General features: G+C 70.4%; 28 protein-coding genes and 2 tRNA genes (1 of these 30 cut by a window edge). 13 read left to right on the top strand and 17 right to left on the bottom strand.

What is annotated here, in order from left to right:
• From Aiant_RS27590 to Aiant_RS27560, 7 genes are all read right to left on the bottom strand, one after another.
• Positions 1–712, bottom strand: the 5' portion of a protein-coding gene (locus tag Aiant_RS27590; RefSeq protein ID WP_189329724.1) for a carbon-nitrogen hydrolase family protein. Its footprint begins 83 nt before the window's first position; the window shows 712 of its 795 coding nt (coding positions 1–712); it begins with the start codon at positions 710–712; its stop codon lies beyond the left edge, outside the window.
• 289 nt (positions 713–1,001) lie between these two features.
• Entirely contained in the window at positions 1,002–1,514 is a 513-nt protein-coding gene (locus Aiant_RS27585) for a GNAT family N-acetyltransferase (RefSeq protein ID WP_229829922.1), read from the bottom strand.
• A 131-nt stretch (positions 1,515–1,645) separates the two neighbouring features.
• On the bottom strand, positions 1,646–2,935 hold the full coding sequence (clpX, locus tag Aiant_RS27580) for an ATP-dependent Clp protease ATP-binding subunit ClpX (RefSeq protein WP_189329723.1): 1,290 nt from the start codon (positions 2,933–2,935) through the stop codon (positions 1,646–1,648).
• Between the two features lie 212 nt (positions 2,936–3,147).
• Positions 3,148–3,810, bottom strand: coding sequence for an ATP-dependent Clp protease proteolytic subunit (locus Aiant_RS27575; RefSeq protein ID WP_189329722.1), 663 nt, complete (start codon positions 3,808–3,810; stop codon positions 3,148–3,150).
• Between the two features lie 11 nt (positions 3,811–3,821).
• Positions 3,822–4,457 carry a ClpP family protease gene (locus Aiant_RS27570; RefSeq protein ID WP_189329721.1) on the bottom strand — a complete coding sequence of 212 codons (636 nt, stop codon included), beginning with the start codon at positions 4,455–4,457 and terminating at the stop codon, positions 3,822–3,824.
• Between the two features lie 207 nt (positions 4,458–4,664).
• Positions 4,665–6,014 (bottom strand): trigger factor, encoded by a 1,350-nt coding sequence (gene tig, locus Aiant_RS27565; protein ID WP_189329720.1) that lies wholly within the window; start codon positions 6,012–6,014, stop codon positions 4,665–4,667.
• Positions 6,015–6,052: 38 nt separating this feature from the next.
• A tRNA-Pro gene (locus tag Aiant_RS27560) sits at positions 6,053–6,126 on the bottom strand.
• A gap of 129 nt (positions 6,127–6,255) precedes the next feature.
• On the opposite strand from Aiant_RS27560, the gene Aiant_RS27555 reads away from it, so the two are divergent.
• Positions 6,256–6,329: transfer RNA gene (locus Aiant_RS27555), tRNA-Gly, on the top strand.
• 107 nt (positions 6,330–6,436) lie between these two features.
• On the opposite strand, the gene Aiant_RS27550 is transcribed toward Aiant_RS27555, so the two are convergent.
• The 6 genes from Aiant_RS27550 to Aiant_RS27525 all read right to left on the bottom strand — a co-directional run bounded on the left by Aiant_RS27550 (position 6,437) and on the right by Aiant_RS27525 (position 14,232).
• Complete coding sequence (locus Aiant_RS27550) at positions 6,437–6,877, bottom strand: SRPBCC family protein (RefSeq protein ID WP_189329719.1); 441 nt, start codon at positions 6,875–6,877, stop codon at positions 6,437–6,439.
• Between the two features lie 42 nt (positions 6,878–6,919).
• Positions 6,920–7,495 (bottom strand): type 1 glutamine amidotransferase domain-containing protein, encoded by a 576-nt coding sequence (locus tag Aiant_RS27545; protein ID WP_189329718.1) that lies wholly within the window; start codon positions 7,493–7,495, stop codon positions 6,920–6,922.
• A gap of 1 nt (position 7,496) precedes the next feature.
• Positions 7,497–8,657 carry a glutathione-independent formaldehyde dehydrogenase gene (locus Aiant_RS27540; protein WP_189329717.1) on the bottom strand — a complete coding sequence of 387 codons (1,161 nt, stop codon included), beginning with the start codon at positions 8,655–8,657 and terminating at the stop codon, positions 7,497–7,499.
• Positions 8,658–8,932: 275 nt separating this feature from the next.
• Entirely contained in the window at positions 8,933–10,108 is a 1,176-nt protein-coding gene (locus Aiant_RS27535) for a zinc-dependent alcohol dehydrogenase (protein WP_189329716.1), read from the bottom strand.
• Positions 10,105–11,025, bottom strand: a complete 921-nt coding sequence (locus tag Aiant_RS45925) for an SRPBCC family protein (RefSeq protein ID WP_229829921.1) — start codon at positions 11,023–11,025, stop codon at positions 10,105–10,107. The genes Aiant_RS27535 and Aiant_RS45925 overlap by 4 nt, the downstream gene beginning before the upstream one ends.
• A gap of 180 nt (positions 11,026–11,205) precedes the next feature.
• Positions 11,206–14,232, bottom strand: coding sequence for a BTAD domain-containing putative transcriptional regulator (locus Aiant_RS27525; protein WP_189329714.1), 3,027 nt, complete (start codon positions 14,230–14,232; stop codon positions 11,206–11,208).
• Positions 14,233–14,382: 150 nt separating this feature from the next.
• On the opposite strand from Aiant_RS27525, the gene Aiant_RS27520 reads away from it, so the two are divergent.
• From Aiant_RS27520 to Aiant_RS27480, 9 genes are all read left to right on the top strand, one after another.
• Entirely contained in the window at positions 14,383–14,940 is a 558-nt protein-coding gene (locus tag Aiant_RS27520; protein ID WP_189329713.1) for an RICIN domain-containing protein, read from the top strand.
• Positions 14,941–15,039: 99 nt separating this feature from the next.
• Positions 15,040–15,360, top strand: coding sequence for an ArsR/SmtB family transcription factor (locus Aiant_RS27515; protein WP_189329712.1), 321 nt, complete (start codon positions 15,040–15,042; stop codon positions 15,358–15,360).
• Positions 15,357–15,863 carry an SRPBCC domain-containing protein gene (locus tag Aiant_RS27510; protein ID WP_189329711.1) on the top strand — a complete coding sequence of 169 codons (507 nt, stop codon included), beginning with the start codon at positions 15,357–15,359 and terminating at the stop codon, positions 15,861–15,863. The genes Aiant_RS27515 and Aiant_RS27510 overlap by 4 nt, the downstream gene beginning before the upstream one ends.
• Before the next feature lie 56 nt (positions 15,864–15,919).
• Positions 15,920–16,078: a hypothetical protein gene (locus Aiant_RS27505; RefSeq protein WP_189329710.1), complete on the top strand. Its 159-nt coding sequence runs from the start codon at positions 15,920–15,922 to the stop codon at positions 16,076–16,078.
• Between the two features lie 12 nt (positions 16,079–16,090).
• A complete protein-coding gene (locus Aiant_RS27500; protein ID WP_189329709.1) occupies positions 16,091–16,726 on the top strand; it encodes a GntR family transcriptional regulator in 636 nt (211 codons plus the stop codon).
• A 137-nt stretch (positions 16,727–16,863) separates the two neighbouring features.
• Positions 16,864–17,556 carry a biuret amidohydrolase gene (gene biuH, locus Aiant_RS27495; RefSeq protein WP_189329708.1) on the top strand — a complete coding sequence of 231 codons (693 nt, stop codon included), beginning with the start codon at positions 16,864–16,866 and terminating at the stop codon, positions 17,554–17,556.
• 3 nt (positions 17,557–17,559) lie between these two features.
• On the top strand, positions 17,560–18,210 hold the full coding sequence (locus tag Aiant_RS27490) for a cysteine hydrolase family protein (protein WP_189329707.1): 651 nt from the start codon (positions 17,560–17,562) through the stop codon (positions 18,208–18,210).
• The gene (locus Aiant_RS27485; RefSeq protein ID WP_189329706.1) at positions 18,207–19,766 is read left to right on the top strand and encodes a SulP family inorganic anion transporter; all 1,560 of its coding nucleotides are present in this window, start codon (positions 18,207–18,209) and stop codon (positions 19,764–19,766) included. Before Aiant_RS27490 ends, Aiant_RS27485 begins: the two co-directional genes overlap by 4 nt.
• Positions 19,766–20,137 (top strand): AtzH-like domain-containing protein, encoded by a 372-nt coding sequence (locus Aiant_RS27480; protein WP_189329705.1) that lies wholly within the window; start codon positions 19,766–19,768, stop codon positions 20,135–20,137. Before Aiant_RS27485 ends, Aiant_RS27480 begins: the two co-directional genes overlap by 1 nt.
• A gap of 1 nt (position 20,138) precedes the next feature.
• Here the strand turns inward: Aiant_RS27480 and Aiant_RS27475 are convergent, their stop codons facing one another.
• Positions 20,139–20,765: a DNA-directed RNA polymerase II gene (locus tag Aiant_RS27475; protein WP_189329704.1), complete on the bottom strand. Its 627-nt coding sequence runs from the start codon at positions 20,763–20,765 to the stop codon at positions 20,139–20,141.
• 100 nt (positions 20,766–20,865) lie between these two features.
• Here Aiant_RS27475 and Aiant_RS27470 point away from each other — a divergent pair, with 100 nt between their 5' ends.
• The 3 genes from Aiant_RS27470 to rpiA are packed head-to-tail and all read left to right on the top strand — an operon-like array spanning position 20,866 to position 23,285.
• Positions 20,866–22,089 carry a GNAT family N-acetyltransferase gene (locus tag Aiant_RS27470; RefSeq protein WP_189329703.1) on the top strand — a complete coding sequence of 408 codons (1,224 nt, stop codon included), beginning with the start codon at positions 20,866–20,868 and terminating at the stop codon, positions 22,087–22,089.
• A 28-nt stretch (positions 22,090–22,117) separates the two neighbouring features.
• Positions 22,118–22,534 (top strand): hypothetical protein, encoded by a 417-nt coding sequence (locus Aiant_RS46890; protein WP_306415814.1) that lies wholly within the window; start codon positions 22,118–22,120, stop codon positions 22,532–22,534.
• Positions 22,535–22,583: 49 nt separating this feature from the next.
• On the top strand, positions 22,584–23,285 hold the full coding sequence (rpiA, locus tag Aiant_RS27460; RefSeq protein ID WP_189329702.1) for a ribose 5-phosphate isomerase A: 702 nt from the start codon (positions 22,584–22,586) through the stop codon (positions 23,283–23,285).
• A gap of 6 nt (positions 23,286–23,291) precedes the next feature.
• On the opposite strand, the gene Aiant_RS27455 is transcribed toward rpiA, so the two are convergent.
• The 3 genes from Aiant_RS27455 to Aiant_RS27445 form a co-directional block, all read right to left on the bottom strand.
• Positions 23,292–24,209, bottom strand: coding sequence for an alpha/beta hydrolase (locus Aiant_RS27455; protein ID WP_189329701.1), 918 nt, complete (start codon positions 24,207–24,209; stop codon positions 23,292–23,294).
• 2 nt (positions 24,210–24,211) lie between these two features.
• Complete coding sequence (locus tag Aiant_RS27450; RefSeq protein ID WP_189329700.1) at positions 24,212–25,408, bottom strand: DUF1015 family protein; 1,197 nt, start codon at positions 25,406–25,408, stop codon at positions 24,212–24,214.
• A 265-nt stretch (positions 25,409–25,673) separates the two neighbouring features.
• On the bottom strand, positions 25,674–26,303 hold the full coding sequence (locus Aiant_RS27445; RefSeq protein WP_189329699.1) for a mycothiol-dependent nitroreductase Rv2466c family protein: 630 nt from the start codon (positions 26,301–26,303) through the stop codon (positions 25,674–25,676).
• Positions 26,304–26,342: the final 39 nt, after the last annotated feature.

The following is a 26,342-nucleotide window of genomic DNA, read 5'->3' as shown; positions in this document are numbered from 1 at the left end:
CCTCGGTGTCCGGAGCCTGCGCGAGCACCGTCCCCCACGGGTCGATGATCATGCTGCGGCCGAAGCACGTCCGCCCCGGCTCGTGGTCACCGATCTGCCCGGCGGCCAGCACATAACACTGGTTCTCGATCGCCCGGGCCCGGAGCAGCACCTCCCAGTGGTCCCGCCCGGTGTGCAGCATGAACGCGGCCGGCACCACGAGGATCTTCGCCCCGGCGATGGCGAGCTGCCGGTACAGCTCGGGGAACCGCAGGTCGTAACAGATGCTCAGGCCGGTCGGCACACCGTTGACCTCGGTCACCACGGTGTGCTCGCCGGGCGCCACGGTGCGCGACTCCTGGTACGAAACCCGGCCGGCGATCTCCACGTCGTACAGGTGAATCTTGCGATAGCTCGCCGCAAGCGAACCGTCGGGCCGGAAGACCAGCGTGGTGTTGAAGGTCCGGCCGTCGTCCGGGCCGGTCTCGTGGAACGAGCCGGCGTGCACCCAGATGCCGAGTTCGCGCGCGGCCGCGGCGAAGAAAGCGGCGAACTCCCCGTCGACCGCCTCCGGTTTCGGCGCGTCCGCGGCCCGGCCGAGAAAGTCCACGTACTCCGGGAGGACGGCCAGCTCGGCGCCGCCTGCGGCGGCACGCTCGAGCAACGACCGCGCGACGGAGAGATTGTGGGCGCGGTCATCCCGCGAGTTCAGCTGGCACACGGCGACACGCATGAATCCGAGGGTACGACGTTCGCCGGCCCCGAACCGTTTTCCACAGTCCCGCGTCATCCACAGGCCGCCCGGCCCGTCGCCTCCTCTCCCGCCACACTGTCTTGCGGGGGGCTTCCCCCTGGGAGGGCGGGATTGCTGGGCGGGCGGGATTGTTAGGCGCGTCGGCCCGGGGCGAGCTTGCCGAAATTGCGTTGGCCCGGACGGCTTGCGGCAAGCGTGCTTGCCGGAAGAGGGCTTGCCATAGCGGGACGGCAAGCAGTCCGGCGAACAAGCCGGCGGCTTCCCGCCGCTACCAGCCTGCGGTGCCCGGCATGAGAAGCACCTCGGACCCGACCGGCTGATAGCCTGCCGCGATCATCGCCCGCAAGCTCGCGGCATTACCCGGCGCACACTGCCCCCAGATCGGCCGGTCTCCAGGAATCAGATGCCGCGCCGCCTCCGCCAGCAGACGCCCATGACCACGTCCCTGCGCCGCCGGATCGACCTCGAAGGCGACCTCCCACCGCCCACCCAGCCCACGCCCGACCACCAGCAGACCGTGCTCGGAAGCCCACAGGCGCACGTCCGTGCGGTACCGGTGGGCACGGAGGGCCCGGGGATGTTCGCTCGCGTCGAGCGCGGTGAGCGGGATCGGCGGGTCACCGGGAAGCGGGCCGGCAAGCAGCGACACGTCGAAGGCGCCGGCGTGCAGGCCGAACCGGTCCTCCAGCGCCGTCAGGAAGCGCGGTCCGCTGGGCGCCGCGAAATCCTCGCCGGCGAGTTTCTCGGCCCAGGCCCACTCGACGTCGGCCGCGACGACCACATGGCCCGGGAACGACACCACCGCCGCCCGATCGGACGACGGTGGTGGAACGACTTCGAGCCACGGGTCCGGCGTGTGCCGGTCGCCGCGTTCGACGCCGGCGAGAATGCTCGCCAGATCGCGGGAGGTGCTCAGGCCGACTTCTCCTCGCGGGCGTGCCGGCGGCGGCCGACGAACTCGCGCGGGACGATCGTGGGAATCACGTTCTCCACGACGACCTCACGGGTGATCACGACACGGGCGGCGTCCGGGTTGCTGGGGACCTCGAACATCACGTTCTGGAGGACCTCTTCCATGATCGCCCGGAGACCGCGGGCGCCGGTGCCCCGCAGCATGGCCTGGTCGGCGATCGCCTCCAGCGCACCCTCGTCGAACTCCAGCTCGACGCCGTCGAGCTCGAAGAGACGCTGGTACTGCTTGACGTAGGCGTTCCGCGGCTCGGTGAGGATCTTGATGAGCGCGTCCCGGTCCAGGTTGCGGACCGTGGTGATCACCGGGAGACGGCCGATGAACTCGGGGATCAGGCCGAACTTCAGCATGTCCTCGGGCATGACCTTGCTGAAGATGTCGTCGGTGTTCTTCTCGGTGATCGAGCGCAGCCGGGCGCCGAAGCCGACGCCGCTCTGGCCGACGCGCTGCTCGATGATCCGCTCCAGGCCGGCGAACGCGCCGCCCACGATGAACAGCACGTTCGTCGTGTCGATCTGGATGAACTCCTGGTGCGGGTGCTTGCGGCCGCCCTGGGGCGGAACGTTCGCCACCGTGCCCTCGAGGATTTTCAGCAGGGCCTGCTGCACGCCCTCGCCGGAGACGTCACGGGTGATCGACGGGTTCTCGCTCTTGCGGGCGATCTTGTCGACCTCGTCGATGTAGATGATGCCCTGCTCGGCGCGCTTGACGTCGTAGTCCGCCGCCTGGATCAGCTTGAGCAGGATGTTCTCGACGTCCTCACCGACGTAGCCCGCCTCGGTGAGCGCCGTGGCGTCCGCGATGGCGAACGGCACGTTCAGCATCCGGGCCAGGGTCTGCGCCAGGTGAGTCTTGCCGCAGCCGGTGGGGCCGATGAGCATGATGTTGGACTTGGCCACCTCGACGTCGCTGCCCGCGCCGGGAGCGCCGTTCGACTCGGCCTGGATCCGCTTGTAGTGGTTGTAGACCGCGACGGCGAGAGCTTTCTTCGCCTGCTCCTGGCCCACCACGTAGTTGTCCAGGAACTGGCAGATCTCCATCGGCTTGGGAAGCTCTTCCCACTTCACCTCGCCGGTCTCGGCCAGCTCTTCCTCGATGATCTCGTTACAGAGATCGATGCACTCGTCGCAGATGTAGACCCCTGGGCCTGCGATGAGCTTCTTTACCTGCTTCTGCGACTTCCCACAGAAGGAGCACTTGAGTAGGTCGCCACCGTCACCGATCCGTGCCACCTACGTTCTCCTTGCGCTCAACGACTGACCACTGGCCGGTCCATGTCCGAGGACGGATTGCCTCGTTGCCATCTCATCGTCTGCCGACCCGCGTAACTGAGGATGCTGGCTCGACGTTACCCGCAAAGGGGCTGTTCTCCGACCCCCCAAAACGGGCGTGTCAGGGACCGGCCAGTCTAGTCCGACCGGTCCGGCCCCCGACATCACGTGCCTCAGCTGCCGGCGCCGACTGACTGCAAGCTCTTCTTCCGGCTGACCAGAACCGTGTCGACCAGGCCGTACTCCTTGGTCTCGTCGGCGGTCATGATCTTGTCACGGTCGATGTCCTTACGGACCTTCTCGACGGACTGGCCGGAGTGACGGGCCAGCAGCTCCTCGAGCTGGGTCCGCATCCGCATGATCTCCCGGGCCTGGATCTCGATGTCCGAACCCTGGCCGTAACCACCCTCGGTGGCCGGCTGGTGGATGATGATCCGCGAGTGCGGGAGCGCCATCCGCTTGCCGGGCGTGCCGGCCGCCAGCAGCACCGCGGCGGCGCTGGCCGCCTGGCCGAGGCAGACCGTGCTGATGTCCGGGCGGACATACTGCATCGTGTCGTAGATCGCCGTCATGGCGGTGAACGAGCCACCGGGCGAGTTGATGTACATGGTGATGTCGCGGTCCGGGTCGGTGCTCTCCAGCGTCAGCAGCTGGGCCATCACGTCGTTGGCCGACGCGTCGTCCACCTGGACGCCGAGGAAGATGATCCGGTCCTCGAACATCTTGTTGTACGGGTTCGACTCCTTGATGCCCCACGAGGTGCGCTCGGAGAACGAGGGCAGCACGTAGCGGTTGTGCACCGGAGCGAACCCGGGAGGCATGGAAAGGTCGGTCATGGGTCAGCTCCTCAGTTCAGCGTTCCGGCACCGTCCGGGACCTGGACGGCCCCGGTGATCACCTTGTCGATGAAGCCATAGTCCTTCGCCTCAGCGGCCGTGAACCAGCGGTCCCGGTCGAAGTCGGCAGCGATCTGCTCCTGGGTCTGGCCCGTGTGGAACGCGATCCGCTCCTGGAACATGCGCTTGGTGTAAAGCATCTGCTCCGCCTGGATGGCGATGTCGGCGGCGGTGCCGCCCATGCCGCCGGACGGCTGGTGCATCATGATGCGGGCGTGTGGCAGCGCGTAACGCTTGCCCGGCGTGCCGGCGCAGAGCAGGAACTGCCCCATCGAGGCAGCCATGCCCATCCCGACGGTCGACACGTCGTTGTCGATGAACTGCATCGTGTCGTAGATGGCCATGCCCGAGTAGACAGAGCCACCGGGCGAGTTGATCCACAGGTGGATGTCGCGCTCCGGGTCCTCGGCGGAGAGCAGCAGGAGCTGCGCGCAGATGCGGTTGGCGACCGCGTCGGTCACCTCGCTGCCGAGGAAGATGATCCGCTCACGCAGCAGGCGGTTGAAGACCGAGTCGTCGAGGTTGCCACTCAGGGAGTCGCCGCCGCGCCGTGACACCGGCCCGGCAGGGATGTGGAGATCGGTCATGGCAGCCCTTCACAGCTTGCTGTGTCGGCCGAGACTCCGGCCGGCAGGTTGTCCGTCGTACGACCAACCTAACTGGTCGATTGCGCATCAGCTTCCCGCTCGGGCAGGTGTTCGCTGACAGCGCACCGGGCTCCGTCGTACGCCGGAAAGGACAACGGCCACCGCGCACCGGAAGCGGTGCGCGGTGGCCGTGCAAAACGGTCTTGATCAGTGGTTGTGACCGGCGTGCTCGTCCTCGCTGGCCGCGCGCAGGTCGTCCAGGGAGAGCACGTTGCCGTCGCTGTCCTTCATCGTGACCTGCTCCATGACCGACGCGAGGGCCTTGCCCCGGCGCACGTCGCCGAAGACGGCGGCCGCGGCGCCCGAGCGGACCAGCTGGTCGTAGTACTGCTGCGGCTGCATCTGGGCGCGCTGCGCCCGGTGCACGATCTCGTGGCCGAACTCGTCGTCGGTGACCTGGACGTCCTCGGCGTCGGCGACGGTGTCGAGCAGCAGCTGGATCCGGACGCCCTCCTGGGCCGCCTCGGTCAGCTCCTGGTCGATCTGCTCCTCGGTCTTCTCCTCGGAGGCGAGGTAGTCGGCCAGGGTGGCGCCGATCCGCTCGAGCTGGTCGGTCATCGCCTGCTTACGACCCTCGACCTCCTCCTTGACGACACCCTCCGGCGCCGGGATGTCGGCGGCCTCGACGAGCTGCTTGAGGGCCTCGTCGCGGGCGGCGTAGATCTGCTCGACCTTCTTCACCCGGGTGAGCCGCTCGCGCAGGTCGCCCTTGAGCTCGTCGAGGGTGTCGAACTCGCTCGCCAGCTGGGCGAACTCGTCGTCGATCTCGGGGAGCTGCTTGTCCTTGACGGTCCGGACGACGACCTTGACCTCGGCGTCGCGGCCGGCGAAGTCGCCGCCGACGAGCTGGGTGGTGAAGGTGGTCTCGTCGCCGGCGGAGAGGCCGACCAGCACCTCGTCCAGGCCGGGGAGCAGCTGCTTGCTGCCGACCTCGTGGGAGATGTTGGTGGCCGAGCCGCCCGGCACCTCCTCGCCGTCGACGGTGGCGTTCAGGTCGAGCTGAACGTAGTCACCCTCCGCAGCGGCGCGCTCGACGGTCTTCAGCGTGGCGAAGCGCTCGCGCAGGCCGTTGATCTGCTCGTCGATCTCGTTGTCGCCGATCGCGACGACCGGAACCTCGACGGTGATGCCCTTCAGGTCCGGGATGGTGATCTCGGGGCGGACGTCGACCTCAGCGGTGAACTTCAGCGGCGCGTTGTCGGCGAACTCGGTGATCTCCACCTCGGGCCGGCCCAGCGTCTTGACGTCGTGCTCCTGAACCGCGGCGAGGATCTGCTGCGGGATCGCCTCCTGGACGGCCTCGTTGAGGACCGCGCCACGGCCGACACGCTGGTCGATGACCGCGGCCGGCACCTTGCCCTTTCGGAAGCCCGGCACCTGAACCTGCGCGCCGATCTCCCGGTACGCCTTCTGCAGGCTCGGCTTGAGCTCCTCGAACGGCACCTCGATGGCGAGCTTCACCCTGGTCGGGCTCAGAGTCTCGACGGTGCTCTTCACAGGCGTACTCCTTGTTGCTGCGGATAGTTGATGATCAGTCGGGGTGGCGGGATTTGAACCCACGGCCCCTCGCTCCCAAAGCGAGTGCGCTACCAAGCTGCGCCACACCCCGTGGCGTCGGCCAGTGTATGCGGTCTGCTTACCCGCGTGTGCGCTGGAGTCACCTGCTGGGGAATCCGGTTCGCGCGGACGGTAGATGATTCAGTAAGCTGACCACGAGCCCGGAGCTGATCCGGGCCTCGCGGGCGTAGCTCAATGGTAGAGCCTCAGTCTTCCAAACTGATTACGCGAGTTCGATTCTCGTCGCCCGCTCCAGCGCGAAGGCCCTGGTCAGAGGTTGTTCCTCCGGCCAGGGCCTTCGTCGTTCACCCCTCTGGATGATCTTGCGGGCCATCAGCGGGCCACCAGCTCGTCTCGGAGGGTCAGGTGGTCTCGAGCAGATCCTTGATCCGGGCCAGATCCGCCCGGTTGGCCCGCCGCATCGCCGTCGCCATCATGGGCGCGGCGACCCTGGAGAACCCCGATGGCTCACCGCGGTTTCGCAGCGTCATCCGGGTGCCACCGCCGTCAGCCGATGTCCAGGTGTAGGTGGTCTCCATCGGGAACGGCCCCTGCGCGGTACGCATCACCAGCCGCTCGCCGGGCTCGTACTCGACGATTTCGTACGTGTAGCGCAGGGTGCGGCCTAGGAACTGCGCCTGGAACGTCACCCGGCTACCCAGACGCAGCGGCGGCTCGCTCACCCACTCCACCGAGGCGATGTTGGCGTACCAGCTCGGCGCGTTGTCGGGATCGGCCGCGTAGGCGGCGACCTCGGTCACCGGCCTATCGATCACGGTCTCGGTCAGCACGTCGACGGCCATCACGCCTCCCAACCCACCAGGTCCTGTTGACGCCGCTGGCTGTCATCCTCCGACCGCGGCTCCGGCATGCTGCGGAGTTTTGGCGAACTCGTGCACGATGCGTTCGCAGAAGGCCGGCAGGTCGTCCGGTGACCGGCTCGTGGTGATGTTGCCGTCGGTGACGACCGGCTCGTCGACCACCTCCGCCCCGGCGTTGCGCAGGTCGGTACGGATGCTGGGCCACGAGGTCAGCCGTCGCCCGCGGGCGACGTCGGCCTCGACGAAGTTCCACGGGCCGTGGCAGATCGAGGCGACCGGCTTGCCGGACCGGACGAAGTCCCGGACGAACCGCACCGCCGCGGGCTCCATCCGGAGCTTGTCCGGATTCACCGTGCCGCCCGGCAGCAGCAGCGCCGCGTAGTCGCCGACCGACGCCTCGCCGACCAACTGGTCGACCGCGAACGTGCCGGCGTCCTCCAGGTCGTGGTCACGCGCCTGGATCTCGCCGCCGTTGATGGAGACCACGACGGTACGAGCGCCGGCGTCGTCGAGGGCCTGCCGCGGCCGCTCCAGTTCGACGCGTTCCACCCCGTCGCTGGCGAGGATGGCGATCCGGCGCCCGTTCAGCTCTCCGGCCATGTCAGGCACCCGCCCCCGCCATCGCCGGGTGCAGGACGACCTTCGTCCAGCCGTCGTCGCGCTTGTCGAAGTGTTCGTAGGCCTCCGGCGCCCGGTCGAGGGGCAGCTCGTGGCTGACGATGAAGGACGGTTCGGCCTTGCCGCCGGCGATCAGGTCGCGCAGCTGCCGGTTGTACTTCTTGACCGGGGCCTGGCCGGTGCCGATGTGCTGGCCCTTGAACCAGAACATGCCGTAGTCGAAGGCGAGTTTGCCCTGCTTGGCAAGCTCGTCGTTCGCGCCCGGGTCCTGCGGCACGAAGACGCCGACGTTGCCGATCTTCCCGGTGAAGCGCACCGAGGCGACCAGCCGGTTCATCGTCAGGTTCGCCTGTTCCTGGCCGTCCGGCTCGTGCGCCTGGTAGCCGACGCACTCGCAGCCGTTGTCCGCGCCCAGGCCTATCGTCTGCTCGAGAACGGCCTGCACCGGGTCGACCTTCGAGTCGTCGATGGCGATCGCGCCGATCGACTCCGCCAGCCGCAACCGGTCGGGATGCCGGTCGACGACCATCACCTTGCTCGCTCCCCGGATGGTCGCCGACAGGGCGGCCATCAGACCGACCGGACCCGCGCCGTAGATGACCGTCTGATCGCCGGGCTGCACGCCGGCCATCTCGGTGGCGTGGTAACCGGTCGGGAAGATGTCGGCCAGCATCACGTAGTCGGTCTGGCGCTCCTCGGCGTCCTCACCCAGCCGCAGGCAGTTGAAGTCACCCCACGGCACCCGCAGCAGCTCGGCCTGTCCCCCCGCGTACGGCCCCATGTCGGCGAAACCGTATGCGGCGCCGGCCATCTTCGGCTCCGGTTGAGCGGTCAAACAATAGTTCGTCAGCTGACGCTCGCAATTCTTGCAATGCCCGCAGGAAATGTTGAACGGCAGGACCACGTACTCCCCCACCTGTACCTTGTCGACCCCGTCGCCGACCTCGACCACCTGGCCCAGGTTCTCGTGCCCGAACCACCGGCCGGGCTCGAAATCGGTCCGGCCCTCGTACATGTGCAGATCCGAACCGCAAATGTTCGCCGACGTGATCCGCACCAGTACGTCCGTCGGCCGCTCGATCCGCGCGTCCGGCACGTCCTTGACGCTGACCTGCCGCGGGCCTTCGTACACCACTGCTTTCACTGCCGCCTCCTCGTCGCAGACTCCTCCCTCCGCCCGGGATCGGGCCGGGGTCTTCATTACATACACGCGATGAATCGCCGCGGGCCGGTATCGGTTTTTATACCGATACCGGCCCGGAGATCTCATTTCAGAATGGCGGAGCACCGTCCGTTGAATCGGTGCGAAGAATCGCGGCACGACGCATATGCAGACCCCGCCCGGGTATTCGGTCCCGCCATTTATCCCGGAATGCCGGGAAGAGGTCGCGCCGCGCCGCTCGGCATGCCCGGCCGTCCTCAGGGTTTGAGGACGACCTTCTCGCAGTTCTCCTGCTTGTTCTTGAACATCTCGAAGCCCCGCTCCGCCTCGTCGAGCGGCAGGGTGTGTGTGATGATCCGGGTCGGGTCGATCTCGCCGCGTTCGATGCGCTCCAGCAGCGGCTTCATGTAGCGCTGCACGTGGCACTGGCCGGTGCGCAGGGTCAGCGATCGGTTCATCCAGGCGCCGGCCGGGAATTTGTCCAGCAGGCCGCCGTACACACCGATGACCGACACCACGCCGCCGCTGCGGCACGACAGGATCGCCTGGCGCAGGGCGTGCGGGCGTTCGGTCTCCGACCGCACGGCCTGCTTGATCCGGTCGTACGCGGCGATGTGCGCGCTGCCGTGGGTGGCCTCCATGCCGACCGCGTCGATGCACTTGTCCGGCCCTCGCCCGCCGGTCAGTTCCAGCAGCCGCGACCGCACGTCGACCTCGTCGAAGTTGACCGGGATGTACCCGGCCTGCTCGGCCAGCCGCAGCCGGTACGGCTCCTTGTCGATGGCGATGACATTCGCGGCGCCGAGCACCCGGGCGCTGTCCATGGCGAACTGCCCGACCGGGCCGGCGCCCCACACCGCCACCACGTCGCTGGGCTGGATGTCGCACATCTCGGCGCCCATGTAGCCGGTGGGCAGGATGTCGGACAGGAACAGGACCTGCTCGTCGGTCAGATCGGACTCGATCTTCAACGGGCCGACGTCGGCGAACGGCACCCGTGCGTACTGCGCCTGGCCGCCCGCGAAACCGCCGGTGAGATGCGAGTAGCCGAAGATCCCGGCGACCGGGTGCCCGAACAGCTTCTCCGCGATCCCGGCGTTGGGGTTGGTGTTCTCGCAGCAGGAGTACAGCTCGGCGGCACAGGCGGCGCACGCGCCGCACGCGATCGGGAACGGCACGACCACCCGATCACCGACCCGCAGCCTGTCCGCGGACACCCCGGATCCGACCTCGACCACCTCGCCCATGAACTCGTGGCCCATGATGTCGCCGTCCTGCATGGTGGGCACGTACCCGTCGACCAGGTGCAGGTCCGAGCCGCAGATCGCGGTGGAGGTGATCCGTACGATGGCGTCGCGCTTGTTCAGGATCTTCGGGTCCGGCACGTCGCGGACCTCGACCTTGTTGCGGCCCGCCCAGGTGTTCGCCCTCACGCGTCCGCTCCCTTCGCCAGCTCTTCGTCCGACAGCGGCTGCGCCGGACGCTGCGGGAACTCCTTACGCGCCCGCTTGCCCCACGGGGCGCCGTCGGACCGGACCACCTCACCGGTCTCCAGCACCTGCTTGAACCGGCGCAGGTCGTCGTCGAGCTGCTGGTGCGGTTCCTCACCGAAGTACTTCGCGACCGCCTTGCCGACTGCTCCGCCCGGAATGTCGTACGCCAGGACGACGTGCACCTCGGTGCTCACGCCGTCCGGGGCCGGCAGGAAGCGGACGGATCCGGCGTTGGGCACGTCGGCGTTCCCGGTCGAGCGCCACGCGATCTTCTCGCCGGGCACCTCCTCGACGATCTCCGCGTCCCAGCCGACGTCCTTGCCGAACGGGGCATCGGCGGTCCACCGGCTGGTCCGGTCACCGGTGGTGCGGACCTGCTCGAGGTGCGTCATGAAGGTCGGAAGGTTCTCCAGGTCGCGCCAGAACCCGTACACCTCGGTCGCGGGTTTGCGAACGGTTGTCGTGGCCGTCAATTCCATAGGTCCTCCCTTGCGGTTGCCTCGCGCCGCCGGCGCGGGCCCGATGTCCTTGGTTCGGGTGGCTTGCACAGCGATCAGCAGGTCGAGCAGGGTGACGCCGACGACGGCGCCGGTGACCGCGAGCAGACGTCCCCGGCGGCTGCCGCCGCGGTGAGCCAGGGCGACACCCAACGCGGTCAGGTCCATCGCGTCACCGGCGACCCGGGTCCACGCCCAGGCTCCCTTGCGCCGGCTCGTCAGGAGCCCGGCCGCGTGCACCAGCTCTCGTGCGCCGACCAGCGGCACCACCACGCGCGAGGTCGCCGAGTCGTCCACACCGCTCAGCCGGCGCACCCTGTCCGGCGCCGCCAGCTGTGCCACTCCCAGACCGAGACTCATCCAGCCGAGCCCACGGCCTCGCCGTCGTACCTCGTCCTGTCTGTCCTTCGCCACCAGTAGGGTCACGGCAGCCTCCATATCCGGTTGCACTCAGCCGCACGCCCGGCGCTCAGCGCGTGACTCAAGGGCCCGAGTACCCCTGGAAAATCCCCTAAACCCGTCAGCCGGCCACAATGCGGGTCAGGCGTCGAGGCGGAGCAGCGCCGCGCGGACCCGGTCGGCGTCCGGGTGCCCGAGATCGTCGAGCACGGCGAGAGCTTTCCGGTACTCCTCGTGGGCGGCGCCCGACCGGCCGGCCGCGTGGTGGGTCTCGGCGAGGTGGATCCGGGCCGCCGACTCGTAGTAGCGATCACCCAGCTCGCGGTACAGGTCGATCGCCCGCTGGAGAGCGGCGACGGCCGGCCCGTGGGCACCGAGATGGTGATGGGCGTATCCCAGGGTGTCCCAGGCGTTGGCCTGTCCGGCACGGTCGTCGAGGCTCTGGGTGACCTGAATCGCCTCCCGGCAGCGGATGAGGGCGTCGTGATACTCGCCCAACCGGACGTGGTGCCAGCCGGCGGCGTTCAGCGCGTGTCCCAGGCCGAACCGAAGGCCGTTCGCCCGGCACAGGGCGACCGCCCGGTCGCCGTGGCCGGCCGCTTCCCGGTGGCGGCCCTGCTGCTCGCGCAGCGCGCCGAGGTAGTGGTGGGCCTGCGCCTGCCCACTCGGGTCGTCGTGCTCGCGGTACAGGTCGAGCGCCACCCGCAGGTGGGTCTCGGCCCGGTCGTCGTGGCGCAGCCGCAGGTGGGTCCGGGCCAGATGCAGATGCGCGCGGCCCTGCGCAGGAACGTCGCCGGAGCGCGCCGCGGCCTCCACCGCGTGCCGCTGGACGGTGACCTGGTCGTGCCACCTCCCCCGGCGGTAGAGGAACGTCGCCACCGCCTCGGCCAGCAGCCAGCTGCTGGGGGCGTGACCGGTGGCCGCGGCGGTCAGCAGGTTCGGGTGTTCGACGGTGAACCAGCGCATCGCCTGGTCCCGGTCGGCCGGCGCCTCGACGGTGACCCCCTCGCCCGGCGCGCCGGCCGGGACGGGATCACGCGCGGGGTCGAGCAGCCGGTCGGCGGCCCGGGCGGTGTGCAGGTAGTGCGCCAGCAGCCGGCCGGTCGCGGCGCCGGACTCGTCGTCCGGATTCAGCCGGGCGGCATGTTCGTGCAGCAGGTCGTGCATCGCGTAGCGGCCGGGGGTGGGCTCGGTCACCAGGTGCGCGCGGACCAGCTCGGCCAGTGCCGGCCGGACCCGCGGGGCGGGCTGCCCGGCCAGGCTCGCCGCCGCGGCGACGGAGAACTCCGGGGTCGGTTGCAAGCCGAGAAGGCGGAACAGCCGGGCGCCGGCCGGGGTCAGCGCCTGGTACGACCAGTGGAACACCGACCGTACGTCGGTGCCGGCGTCGCCGGTGACCAGGGTGTCGAGCCGATCCTCGACGGACAGGTCCGCGGCGAGAGCGGCAAGCGGAAGCCCCGGCCGCGTGGCGGCGCGGGCCGCGGCGACGGCGAGCGCGAGCGGTAGCCGTGTGCAGCGGGCCACGATCGTGTCGACGGCCTCCGGCTCGGCGGCCGTGCGATCGGCGCCGAGACGCCGGGCGAGCAGATCTCTGGCCTCTTCGCTGCTGAGCACGTCGAGCGGCACGGGGTGGGCGGCCTCGGCAGCGACCAGGCCGGTGAGTCCGTGCCGGCTGGTGATCAGGACGAGGCAGCCGGGTGCGCCGGGGAGCAGGGAGCGCACCTGGTCGGCGTCCCGGGCGTTGTCGAGCAGGATCAGCATCCGCTTCCCGGCGAGCAGCGTGCGGTACAGCCCGATCTGAGCGGCCGGTTCGCTCGGCCACCGCTGCGCCGGCACGCCGAGCGCCTCGACGAATCCCCGGATCGCCTCGGCCGGCGTGATCGGTGCGCCGGCCGGGGCGAACCCTCGCAGGTCGGCGTAGAGCTGGCCGTCGGGGAACCGGCCGGCGACCCGGTGCGCCCAGTGCACGGCGAGGGTGGTCTTGCCCGCGCCGGCCGTACCGGACACGATCACGATCGGCATCGCCGGCGCCGGGCGACGGGCCGAGGCGAGGAGCGCGTCGAGCCGGTCGAGCTCGCGGCCGCGCCCGGCGAAGCCGCGCACCTCCGGTGGCAGCAGAGCCGGCCGGGCGGCGCCGGCCGGCGGCTCCGCCACGCGGGTCCACTGCTGCCGCAGGACCCGCTGCCGATACTCGACCAGCGCGGCGCCGGGATCGATGCCCAGGTCGTCCGCGAGCCGGTCGCGGAGCCCGTCGAACACGGCCAGCGCCGCGGCCTGCTGCCCGGTCGCGGCGAGAGCCAGCATGAGCCGGGCGTGCAACTCCTCGTGCAGCGCGTGCTGATGGGCGAGCGCCCGCAGCCCCGGCACGCTGACGATGTGCCGGCCCTGGGCGCCGGCCAGGTCGGCGTGCCACAGGACGGCGGCGATCCGTTCGTCGGCCAGGGCCACGGCGAGCGGATGCCCGGCGAGCCCCGGCAGGTCGTCGAGAACATCCCCACGCCACAACGACAGCGCCTCACCGGCGACCCGCAACGCCGTCGCGGGCTCGGCCCCGGCGACCGCCCGGGATTCCTCGACCAGCTCGCGGAACCGCAGCGCGTCCAGCTGGCCGGCCTCCGCGTCGAGGCGGTAACCGCCGGTCGCCGGGGTCACGATCGCCGGGCTTCCCGGGGCTTCGAGACGGCGGCGCAACCGGCTCACGTACGTCTGGAGCAACCCGCGCGCCGAGCCCGGCGCGGCGTCGCCCCACAGCACGCCGAGCAGCTCGGCCTCGTGCACCGTCGTGCCCGCCGTCAGCGCGAGCCGCCCGAGCAGCGTCCGTTGCCGGACGGAGGTCAGCGCCGCGTCCGTCCGGAGCACCAGCGGGCCCAGGATCGCGACCGCCGGGCGGGCACCACCGCCGGAGGGAGCCGGGCGGCCGGCCGGTTCCGGCTCGGCGGCACGGCGCAGCGCCGTCGCCTCCGGCTCGTCCAGGCCGAGCGCGCGTTGCAGCACGCGCACCGACCGTGGGTGCGGATGCCGGCTGCGGGCCTGCTCCAGGTCGCGGAGCGTGGCGACGCTGATCCCGGCCAGCGCCGCCAGCTCCCGCTGGGTGAGCCCGGCCGCGCGACGGTGCGTCCGCAACCGCGTCGCGAACGTTGCCTCGCGAGCGTCCTGTGCACCGGTCACCGTTGATCTCCCGCGGCATCGATGGGCATCCACTCCCGGCAGAAGCTAGTACGGGACCGCTACTGGCGGTGCCCGTCCAGCGCCCGGCAAGCGGCTCCGCCGACGATCGGCGGTGACTCATTCCTCAGGACGTACGGAAAAGGAAGCTTCATGCGCATGAGACGGGTTCTCGCCGCCCTCACGGCGGGTGTCGCCGCCCTGGTCGGCGTTGTTCTGGCACCCGCGTCGCCGGCGTCCGCGGCGACCTATACGGCCTACGTCAGCATCCTCACGCCGAACGGCAACATCGGACCGAGCGTCATCGACATCCCGCGCGATCACATGAACGACGGCGTCATCGCCCAGCTGTGGATCCTGAGGTCCGGAAAAGACGTCGACAACCAGCGCTGGAACATCAACCGGATCACCAACCTCTCCGCTCCGTTCGGCAAATTCCAGTTCGCCAATTCGCAGACCGGCAAGTGCCTCACCGACTACGGGCCGCCTTTCGACGACCACACTGTGCGGCAGTACACCTGCACCACCAGCACCAACCAGTGGTGGCAGGCGGTGCGCGTGTCCAGTTCCAACGCCAACTGGGTCGAGCTGGTCAACATGAACTCCGGGAGGTGCCTGGACTCTCGCGGCTACGGATACGGCAACGGCGTGGTCCTCCAGACCTACCCCTGCCACGGCGACTGGAACCAGCGGTTCAACCCGTACCCCTGATCCGCGCTTCACCAGCGGCCCCGGTCAGCGAACCTGACCGGGGCCGTCGTTCGTGTCCGCACCTTGACATGTGACCCGATGGTCACATAACTTTGCGTCATGACAGACGACGATCGGGTGTTCAAGGCCTTGGCCGACCCGAGCCGTCGCTTCCTGCTCGACCTGCTGTTCGCGCGTGACGGCCGCACGCTCACCGAGCTGGAGTCCGAGCTGGAGATGACGCGGTTCGGCGTCGCCAAGCACCTGAGGGTGCTCGAGGAGGCGGGACTCGTCGTCACACGCCGGTCGGGCCGGGAGAAGCTGCACTACCTCAACCCGGTGCCGATCCGTGAGATCCACGACCGGTGGATCGACAAGTACACCGAGCACCAGATCACCACCCTCATCGATCTCAAGCGCACGCTGGAGGAGGAGTCATGAGCGACACCAAGGTGTTCCGGATCTGGATCAAGGCGACACCGGAGAAGATCTGGCAGGCGATCACCGACCCGGAGTGGAACGGGCGCTACGGCTACGCCGCCCCGCAGGTCTACGAGTTGAAGAAGGGCGGGAAATACCAGGCGACGGCCAGCCAGGACATGAAGGACTACGCCGCCGCGAACGGTTTCCCGATGCCGGACGTGGTGGTGGACGGCGAGGTGCTCGAGGCCGAGCCGCCGCGCCGGCTGGTGCAGACGTGGCGGATGCTGATGGACCCGACCTGCGCGGCCGAGCCGTTCACCACGCTCACCTACGACATCGAGGACTCCGGTCCCGGCGTGTGCCGGGTCACCATCACCCACGAGCTGACCGGCGCCCCGGCGACCGCCCTGATGGTGCAGGGCAACCCGGACCCGGGCGCCGACGGTGGCGGCGGCTGGGCCTGGGTCCTCAGCGACCTCAAGTCGCTGCTGGAGACCGGCAAGGTCCTCGCCGCGGGCTGAGTCACTGCGACGGTCAGGAGCGCGAGCACGGCCCGGAGTGCGCTAGCCTCCGGGCCATGCTCGTGCTCTGGTTCTCCCTTCTCGGGCTGGGGATATCGATGAGCGGCACGGCGATCTGGCTCACCCGCCGGGACCGCCGCCGCGCGCTGCCCACCCCCGAGCAGGACGACTGGCCGGGCCCGGCGGGCCGCCACCGGGAGCCACCCGGACCCTGACAGACTTGACCCGTGAGTGACGGGGAGTTGGCGGCGTACAGTCTCGTCGAGCTCGCCGTCGACCGGCTGCGGCGGGACATTTTGAGCGGGCGCACCGATCCGGGTGAGCGACTGGTCGAGGAGCAGCTGACCAAGCGCCTCGGGATCAGCCGGGCTCCCCTGCGCGAGGCCATGCGACTGCTGGCCGAGCAGGGTCTGGTCGAGCACATCCCCCGGCGCGGGGCACGGGTGGCCACCCTCTCCGACGCGGACGTGCAGGAGCTCTACGAGGTCCGGGACGTGCTGGAGCGGCATGCGGCCGGCGCCACCTCGGCCGGCCGGGACCTGTCCCGGCTGCGGGCCGCACTGGACCGCATCCGTGCGGCGACCGACGCGGACGACCGGCTGGAGCTGGCCAACGCGCACCGCCGGTTCCACGTCGAGGTGGTCGCGCTCAGCGGCAACCGGCAGCTCACCGCCCTGTACGAGACGATCCTGGTGAAGATCCAGCTCTACATGGCCGTCAACATGCGGCGCGAGGCGGAGGCGGCCCGGGCGGCGGACGGCGTGCACCGGCACGAGCGGCTGTTCGCGGCGGTCCAGCGCGGCGACGCGGCGGAGATCCAGGCGGCGCTGAGCACGCACGGGGCACGCGCGTACCTGTCCTGACCAGCGTCAAGATCACGCTGGGAAATCTTGTCGTTACGGGGAGCAGGGTTCCCGGAAACAGAACTGTCGACAATCGACGATGTGGACGGAGACGGATACGAGGTCTAGATCAACCGGTGCCTGAAGGGATTCTGCTGATGACCGCGACGATCGGGCCGGTGCCGGCCAACCCCTACCCCTGGCCCTACGACGATCGGGTGCCGGTCAGCCGCACCGCGCTGCTCTGCATCGACTGGCAGACCGACTTCTGCGGGCCGGGCGGCTACGTCGACGCGATGGGCTACGACATCGAGCTCACCCGCGCCGGGTTGCCGGCCACCGCCAAGCTCCTGCAGCACGTCCGGGACCTGGGCATGCTGGTCGTGCACACCCGGGAGGGCCACGATCCGGACCTCGCCGACCTGCCGGCCAACAAGCGCTGGCGGTCGGCCCGGATCGGCGCGGAGATCGGCGGCCCGGGTCCGTGCGGCCGGATCCTGGTCAAGGGCGAGCCGGGCTGGGAGATCGTGCCCGAGGTGGCGCCCACGCCCGGCGAGGTGGTGATCGACAAGCCCGGGAAGGGCGCGTTCTACGCCACCAACCTGGACCTGGTGCTGCGCACCCACGGCATCACGCACCTGATCCTGACCGGCATCACCACCGACGTGTGCGTGCACACGACGATGCGCGAGGCCAACGACCGCGGCTACGAGTGCCTGATCCTCAGCGACTGCACCGGGGCGACCGACCCGGCGAACCACGCCGCCGCTCTGCACATGGTGACCATGCAGGGCGGCGTCTTCGGCTGCGTGTCCACCTCCGACGCCGTGATCGCCGCGACGGAGGGCTGAGCCGTGCCGACCGTCGCCGCCGATCCCGGACCGTTCACCTTCGACCCGGCCACCACCGCGCTGCTGGTCATCGACATGCAGCGCGACTTCCTGCTGCCCGGCGGCTTCGGCGAGAGCCTGGGCAACGACGTGGCACAGCTGCGGCGGACGATCGAGCCGCTGGCCGCGCTGCTGGCGGCGTGGCGGGCCGCCGGCCTCCGGGTGATCCACACTCGCGAGGGCCACGTGCCCGACCTGTCCGACTGCCCGCCCGCCAAACTCCGGCGCGGCTCGATGATCGGTCAGCCCGGCAGATTCGGAAAAATCCTGATCCGCGGCGAGTACGGCCACGACATCATCGACGAGCTGCGACCGCTCGACGGCGAGACAGTCATCGACAAACCCGGCAAGGGTGCGTTCTATGCGACCGATTTGTCGGATGCGTTGAAAGACGCGACGTCGTTGGTCGTCACCGGGGTCACCACCGAGGTCTGCGTGCACACCACCATCCGCGAGGCCAACGACCGCGGTTACGAGTGCCTCGTGCTCGCCGACTGCGTCGGCTCCTACTTCCCCGAGTTCCAGCGCGTCGGCCTCCAGATGATCGCCGCCCAGGGCGGCATCTTCGGCTGGGTCGCCGAGTCCTCCGCCCTGATCAAGGAGATAACGCGATGAAACTGCCTTATTGGGTACGCGGTGACACCAACGCCTTCTTCGGCTTCGGCGTCAACGTCCTGGTCAACGTGCTCACCCTGACCGGCCTCTGCCTCGGCGTGATCAAGATGCCGGCCGGCGACGTGTTCGGCGTGGTGCTGCCCGCCCTCGGCATCGCCCTGGTCGCCGGCAACATCTACTACACCTTCCTGGCCCGCCGCCTGGCCGCCCGGGAGAACCGGGCCGACGTCACGGCGATGCCCTACGGCCCCAGCGTCCCGCACATGTTCATCGTGATCTTCGTGATCATGCTGCCGATCTATCTGGCCACCAAGGATCCGATCGCGGCCTGGACGGCCGGCATCGCCTGGGCGTTCATCATCGGCGTGATCGTGCTGATCGGCGCGTTCGTCGGCCCCTACATCCGCAAGTACGCGCCCCGGGCCGCCCTGCTCGGCACCCTGGCCGGCATCTCGATCACCTTCATCTCGATGAACCCGGCCGGCACCATGTGGTCCGCCGCCTGGATCGCCCTGCCGGTCTTCGGCCTGCTGCTGATCGGCCTGCTCACCGACGTCAAATTGCCGTTCAACCTCCCGATCGGCCTGGTCGCGCTGCTGGCCGGCACCGCGATCGGCTGGATCGGCGGGGCGATGAGCGTGCCGGACGTGACCGCCGCCGCGAAGGACATCGCGTTCGCCTTCCCGCACCTCAAGGTCGGCCTGCTGATCGACGGGCTGAGGGACATGGCGCCGCTGCTGGCCACCGCCATCCCGCTGGGGGTCTACAACTTCACCGAGGCGATGACCAACGTGGAGAGCGCGGCCACCGCCGGCGACCGGTACAACCTGCGCAGCGTGCTGCTCGCCGACGGGGCCGGCGCGGTGATCGGCTCCTGCCTCGGGTCGCCGTTCCCGCCCGCGGTCTACGTCGGCCACCCGGGCTGGAAGGCCGCCGGCGGCCGCACCGGTTACTCGATGGCGACCGGCGTGGTGATCGCGCTGCTCTGCTTCTTCGGCCTGTTCGGCCTGCTCGGCGCGATCTTCCCGACCGCGGCGATCGTGCCGATCCTGCTCTACATCGGCCTGTTGATCGGCGCTCAGGCGTTCCAGGCGACGCCCCGGGCACACGCCGCCGCGGTGGTCGCCGCCCTGATCCCGAACATCGCCCAGTGGGCCACCGGCCAGATGGACAACGCGTTGGCCGCGGCCGGCACCACCGCGACCCAGGTCGGCTCGGAGGCCCTGGCCGGGGCGGGCCTCGTCTACGACGGGCTGCGCACACTCGGCCAGGGCGCCATCCTGGCCGGTCTGGTGCTCGGCGCGATCGTCGCGTTCATCATCGACAAGCGGTTCTGGCACGCGGCGGTCTTCTCCGGGGCGGGCGCGGTCCTGACCTTCGTCGGCCTGATCCACGCCCCGAAGGTGCAGTGGAACGCCGACGGGCAGGTGACGCTCGGGTACCTGTTCCTGACCGTGGTCTGCGTGCTGTTCGCGCTGACCCGGCCGGCGCCGCGGGTGCCGGAACCGGACGAGGAGACCGAGGACGCTCCGGAAGCGGCGTCGGTGCCGGCCTGATGGAACGGGACATCCCCGCGGTGATGGCGGAGGTCGCCACCGCTTTCGAGGCCTATGAGCAGGCGCTGGTGGACAACGACGTCGAGCGCGTCCTCGGTTTCTTCGCCGACCGCGCGGTCCGTTTCGGCATCGCCGATCACCAGGACGGGCTCGACGAGCAGAGGCGGTGGCGGGTCGCGCAGGACCCGCTGCCGCCGGGCCGCCGGCTCAAGGAGACCCAGATCCATACGTACGGCCTGAGCACCGCCGTGGTGACCACCCTGTTCGGTTACCCCGGGTCCGACGTCCCCGGCCGGCAGACGCAGGCGTGGGCACGTCTGCCGGAGGGCTGGCGGATCATCACGGCGCACGTCTCGGAGCCGGCCTCGTGACTCAGGAGAACAGGTCTTTCACCCAGTTGAAGGCGTCCATCACCCACTGGGTCTGGCGGAGGAAGGTGAAACCGACGCCGACCAGGTAGAGCCCGGCCACCATGTGGGCGCCGCGGGCGGTGTGGCGGGGCCGGTTCAGATAGCGCTCCAGCACCACCCGGCCGACCAGCCGGGCCAGGAAGAAGAGGCCCACCCCGACCAGCAGCGTGATGACGAAGACCACCACCGGGGTGACCAGGGAGCCGCCCTCGGACAGCGCCCAGATGCCCCAGCAGACGAACGCGAAGAGCACCGCGGCGGTGCTCCACTCGCCACCGCGGCGCAGCTGGCGCAGGTGCCAGCCGAGGCTGTGCTGCTCGTGCGGCATCCCGGCGCCGGGCCAGCCGGTGCCGGTCGGCTCGTGGACCGCGGTGAAGTCGTCGCGCCGCTGGTCGCGCGGGGTGACCACGGCACGGCCCTGGCTGAACGGCGACGGCGGCGCGGCCTGCGGGCTGCTCGGCGAGGACTGCACGCGGGTGGGGTCGTCGGCCGGCGGCACGGGCGGCGCGGTCGCCGTCGGCTGGTCGGCCCACGGGTCCTGCGGCGGCATGTCGAGCGTCCGCTCCGACCACTGCGGTTGCTCAGGCATGGTTCCCCCTCCAAGGTTCGACCGGGCGGTCGTCTGTTCCGAGAGTAGCCAGCTCGCAAATAGCTGGCTCGCACACGCCCGAGTCCGTTACACAAGCTCCATGGACGACGCGGTACGGCTCCGGGCCGGGACACCCGAGGACATCACGGCGATCTGTGAGTTGCTCACCCTGGTGTTCCATCAGGATTTCGAGGGCGAGCTCAAGGCGGCCGAGGCATCGGTCCACGAGCCGGAGCGGTCGCTGGTCGCCGACGACCACGGGCTGATGGCCGGGCACGCCCTGGCGTTCAGCCGCGAGCTGACCGTGCCCGGCGCGGTGCTGAGCGCCGCGCACATCTCCAGCGTCGGGGTGCGGCCGACCCACCGGCGGCGCGGCCTGCTCACCGCGCTGATGCATCGCCAGCTGGCCGACATCGCGGCGGCCGGGCGGGAACCGATCGCGGTGCTCTGGGCCAGCGAAACCGGCATCTACCCCCGGTTCGGGTACGGCCTGGCCTCGTCCCGTCTCAAGTTCTCGATCATGAACCGGGAGGTCCGGCTGACCGTCCCGCCCGCCGAGCCCGCCGGCCGGCTGCGGATGGGCGCCCCGCTCGCGCTCCTCTCCGACCTCAGCAAGCTCTACGACCGGCTGCGCACCACCCGGCCCGGCTGGTCCGACCGCGACGACCGCTGGTGGCGATACGTGCTGACCGACGCGAAGGACCACCGCGACGGCGCCACCCAGCAGTACGCGGTGGTCCACGACGGGCCGGGCGGCCCCACCGGTTACGCCCTGTGGCGGGTCATGCACAGCTGGAACGACCACGGGCCGGACGCCGAGGTTCAGGTCCGCGAGGTGGTCGCCGATGATCCGCAGACCTATCAGGCGCTCTGGCGGTTCCTGCTGGGCATCGACCTGACCCGGCGGGTGAGCTGGAAACTGGCCGCGGTCGACGAGCCGTTGCAGCACCTGGTGGACGAGCCGCGGCGGCTGGGCGCCACGCTCGGCGACGGGCTGTTCATCCGGCTGGTCGACCTGCCGGCCGCGCTGGCCGCCCGGCGCTACCTCGCCCCGGTCGACGTGGTGCTGGAGGTGGCCGACCCGATCCTGCCGGCGAACGCCGGGCGCTGGCGGCTGACCGGCGGCCCGGACGGGGCGGCCTGCGTCCGGACCGGCGACCCGGCCGACCTGACGTGCTCGGTGACCGACCTCGGCGCGGCCTACCTGGGCGGGACCTCGCTCCAGGCACTCGCCGCGGCCGGCCGGGTCCGGCAGCTGACCGGAAACGATCCGAGCGTGGCGTTCGGCTGGCACCGGGCGCCCAGCGCGACCGAGGTGTTCTGAGGCCCGCGGCGGCGGTACCGTCGGGATCATGGCTGAGCCCGAACGCCGCCGCCGGCGGGTACGCCCCCCGTCCGGGGCGAGTCCCGCCCCGGCCGAGCCCGCGGCGCCGGTGCCCGCCCCACCGCCGTCCACCCCACCGCCGTCCCCGCCGGCCGCCCCACCGCCGTCCCCGCCGCCGTCCGCCCCGGTGCCGGCGCCGCCCGCGAGCGCCCGGCCGCCGGCCAAACGGCCCGCACCGGCCGGCAGCGGCGCGGCCGAGGACCGGGAGGCCGAGCGCGGGCTGCGTGGCCTGGTCGGCTCAGGTTCGTCACAGGTCAGCGTCGGCGCCGCGCTGCGCGCCCGGGACGCGGCCCGGCCCACCGACGAGGATCTGGCGGCGGCCGACCGGGATCTGGTGATCGTCCGGCGAAACTGGCTGCCCCGGGAGGACCTTCCCCGCCGCTGACTACGATGTGAGGGACCACCGTCCGCTTCTGGAAACGGTTGACCAACACATGCAGTGGAAGAACCGCCCCAACGGCCTGACCTGGTCAGGTGTCATCAAGAACGAGGAAGCCAAGCGGGAGGCGGCGGCCCGGCTGGCCGCCGAGTTGCAGGACGGGCAGACGGTCGGCATCGGCTCCGGCTCGACCAGCTTCCTCACCCTCCAGGCCCTCGCCGCCCGCGCGCGGCAGGAGGGGCTCTCGTTCACCGCGATCCCCACCTCGATCGAGGTGGCGAACGCGTGTGCCGCGCTCGGCCTGCGCACCGCGACGCTCAACGAGGTCCGGCCGGACTGGTGCTTCGACGGCGCCGACGAGGTGGACGCGAAAAAGCGCCTGATCAAGGGCCGCGGCGGCGCGCTCTACCAGGAGAAGCTGATGATGGCCGCGGCGCCGAAGGCGTACATCGTGGTCGACCAGTCCAAGATCGTGGAACGGCTGGGGCAGAACTTCGCGGCGCCGGTGGAGATCGACCCCGCCGCGCTCAGCCTGATCTTCGAGCAGTTGCAGGACTTCCCCGGTCTCGACGAGGTCACCCTGCGCCCGGCCGGCGGCAAGGACGGCCCGGTCATCACCGAGCGCGGCAACCTGACGCTGGACCTGCGGTTCAGCGAGATCGCCGACGACGCCCACACCCGCCTGAAGCAGATGTCCGGCGTCGTCGAGACCGGTCTCTTCTTCGGTTACGACTTCGAGTTGATCCTGGCCGGCTGACGCCGGTCAGAACGTCAGCGCGGCGCGGAGGGCGGCGGCGACCTGGTCGGCCGCCGCCCGGGCCGCGTCGATGGTGGCGATCTTGCGGGCGAAACCGTGGTTCATCCCCTGGTAACGGGTGTGGACCACCGGCACGCCCCCGGCGATCAGCGCGTCCGCGTAATCGGCGCCCTCGTCGCGCAGCGCGTCGTACTCCGCCGTGATGATCAGGGTGGAGGGCATCCCGGACAGGTCGGCGACGGCCAGCGGCGCCACGTCCGGCGTGAGCCGGGTCATCGGATCCGGGACGTAGGTCTCCCAGGCCAGCTTCATCGAGGCCCGGTCCAGCCCGTACTCCCCCAGCTCGTCGTACGACTCGGCGGAGGTGAGCGGGTCCAGCGCCGGGTAGATCAGCGCCTGGAAGTCCAGTGGGGTGCCGGCGTCACGCTGCCGGCGGGCGGTGACCGTGGCGAGCTGGCCGCCCGCGCTGTCCCCGCCGATCGCCAGCCGGGACGGGTCCACACCCAGCTCGGCGCCCTCCTTGCGGACGTGGTCGAGCACCGCCTCGGCGTCCAGGAGCGCGGCCGGGTGGACGTGCTCCGGGGCGAGCCGGTAGCCCACCGACAGCACCGCGAAGCCGGACCGGTCGGCAACCCGGCGGCAGAACCGGTCGACGGTCTCGATGCTGCCGTAGCACCAGCCGCCGCCGTGCAGGTAGACGAAGACCGGCGCGCCGGCCCGGGTCGCGTAGAGCCGGCAGGGCACGCCATTCGCGTCCAGGTCGGCGACCACCGGCAACGGCAGCGCCGGGCCGGTCTCCGCCTCGTTGGACTCCTCCATCGCCGCACGGGCGAACTGGAGCCTCTCGTAGGGGCTCGCCGAGAGCTGCTCGGCGGAGGGGCGGCGGCGAAGTCTCGCCGCCGCCGTCACCTGCGGATGGAGCACGATCAGCCGAGCTGGGCGAGGACGAGACCGCCCCGGGCCTTCGGGGTGAACCAGGTGCTCTTGCGCGGCAGCTTCAGCCGGGCCAGGTTGACCTCGACGAAGTCCTCCACGGTCACCGGGGCGATCAGCACGGCCAGCTCGGCGCGGCCGTTGTCGACCTCGTCGCGCAGCCACTCCACCGGGTAGTCGCCGCCGATGTAGGAGATCCGCTTGTCGCCCGGGTCCAGGCCCAGCACGTCGCGCAGCAGCACCCGCTCGACCAGGGCGTGGTCCAGGTTCTCCACCGCCGTGCCGGCCGGGTCGGACGGGAGGCCGACGGCGTAGGAGCGGCCCCCGGCGTACATCTCGATCGTCCCCTTGCCGGGCAGCGCCGCGGCGCGCGGCAGCTCGGTGACCGTCGCACCGGCCGCGCGGAGCCGCTCCAGCAGCTCGTCCGGGCTGGCCGGGAGCTCGCTGATCAGCCGGTTGTACGGCTGGATCGCGACCGACGCCGGGGTGGTGATCACGGCGAGGAAGCGGGGCAGGCCACCGGTCTGCGCGGCCAGGCTGCGGTGGTTGCCGTCGGCGACCACCAGCTCGCCGCCGCCGGCCAGCTCGGTGAGCCGGTCCTGGGTCTCGCCCGGCCCGAGCACCCAGATGGCGTGGGTCCGGCCGCTCTGGTCGGTGTCGGTGGCCTCCGGCTCGCCCGCGGCGGCGCAGGCGTCGGCCAGCGCCGCGTGCAGCTCCTCGCCCTTGCCGGTCTGCAGCAGCAGCACCGGGGAGAGCAGCGTCTGGAGCGCGTCGGCGAGCGCGACCCGCTCGCGGACCTTGGCGATGAAGACGTCCTCGTTGCGGATGACCAGGCCCGGCTCGTCGGCGCTGGTGGAGATCTGGTCGGTGTCGACCAGGCTCCACAGGCCGTAGGCGGGCGCCTCGTCCTGCGCGGTGATCCGGTAGAGCACCACGACGTGCTCAGCCTGCCGGTAGTGTCCCTCGGACTTGTCGCGCTCCAGGCGGACGACGGCGTCCGGCAGGGATTCGGCGAAGGTCTTCCCGAGGGACTCGGGCGCGAGATGCGGCATTTCCACGGCCAGCGAGCTGTGCGCGTTGGCCGCGATGATGTCGGTGATTTCGGCGTCGTCGGCGAACTCGTCGTAGTTCTGGGCTCCGGTACCGCCAGTGGTGATCCAGGCCCGGCTGATCGGGTGCACGACCGTCATGGCAGGCAACTTACCCGGCGGCCCGGCGGTACCCACGCACCGGCATGTTCCCACGTGACCTGCTCAACTGTGCTCGTCGGCGGACGTTCACCGGTCGCTCCACCGGCCGGGCCGTCACGACGACCGGCGGGGCGACGAGGCCCGCCAGTTCAGGGGATAAATCTGTCCAGACTTCGCGCTGGACACTGATCGTCACGCCGAGGGCGTCGCTGGATGAGGTGTACATCACCTCATCCAACGACCGCCCGCGGTGACAAGTGGCGAACTAATCGAAAATCGGACCGATCTCCCGGCTGCGCTTGATCTCGTAGAAGCCGGGGGTGCCGGCCACCAGCAGCACGCCGTCCCACAGCTTGCCGGCCGCGTCGCCCTTGGGCGCCGGGGTGACCACCGGGCCGAAGAAGGCGATCTTCTCGTCCGGGTTCGGCCCGGGCGCGTGGATCACCGGGGTGCCGACGTCCGTGCCGACCGGCTTCATGCCGGCGTTGTGGCTGGCCCGCAACGCCTCGTCGTACTGATCGGTGTCCGCGGCCGCGGCCAGCTCCGGGTCCAGGCCGACCTCGGTCAGCGCCTCCCGGTAAAGCTTCTCGTCGAGCTCGTACTTCTGCAGGTGGATCCGGGTGCCGAAGGCGGTGTACAGGTCCCGCAGCACCTCCGGGCCGGCCGTCTCGGCGGCGGCGATACAGACCCGGACCGGGCCCCAGCCCTTGCTCAGCAGCTCCTTGTAGCGCTCGGGCAGCTCGTCACGGCCCTCGTTGAGCACCGACAGGCTCATCACGTTGAAACGGACGTCGAGGTCCCGGACCTTCTCCACCTCGAGCAGCCAACGGGAGGTCATCCAGGCCCAGGGGCAGATGGGGTCGAACCACATGTCGACGGTGGCGCGTTCAGTCATAGATCGATCCTGCCACCACGGAAGCGGGTGCGGGTGCGG

Source organism: Actinoplanes ianthinogenes, from assembly GCF_018324205.1.
Taxonomy (GTDB): domain Bacteria; phylum Actinomycetota; class Actinomycetes; order Mycobacteriales; family Micromonosporaceae; genus Actinoplanes; species Actinoplanes ianthinogenes.
Note: the sequence above shows the minus strand (reverse complement) of the source record. Positions and strands in the feature narration are given on the sequence as shown.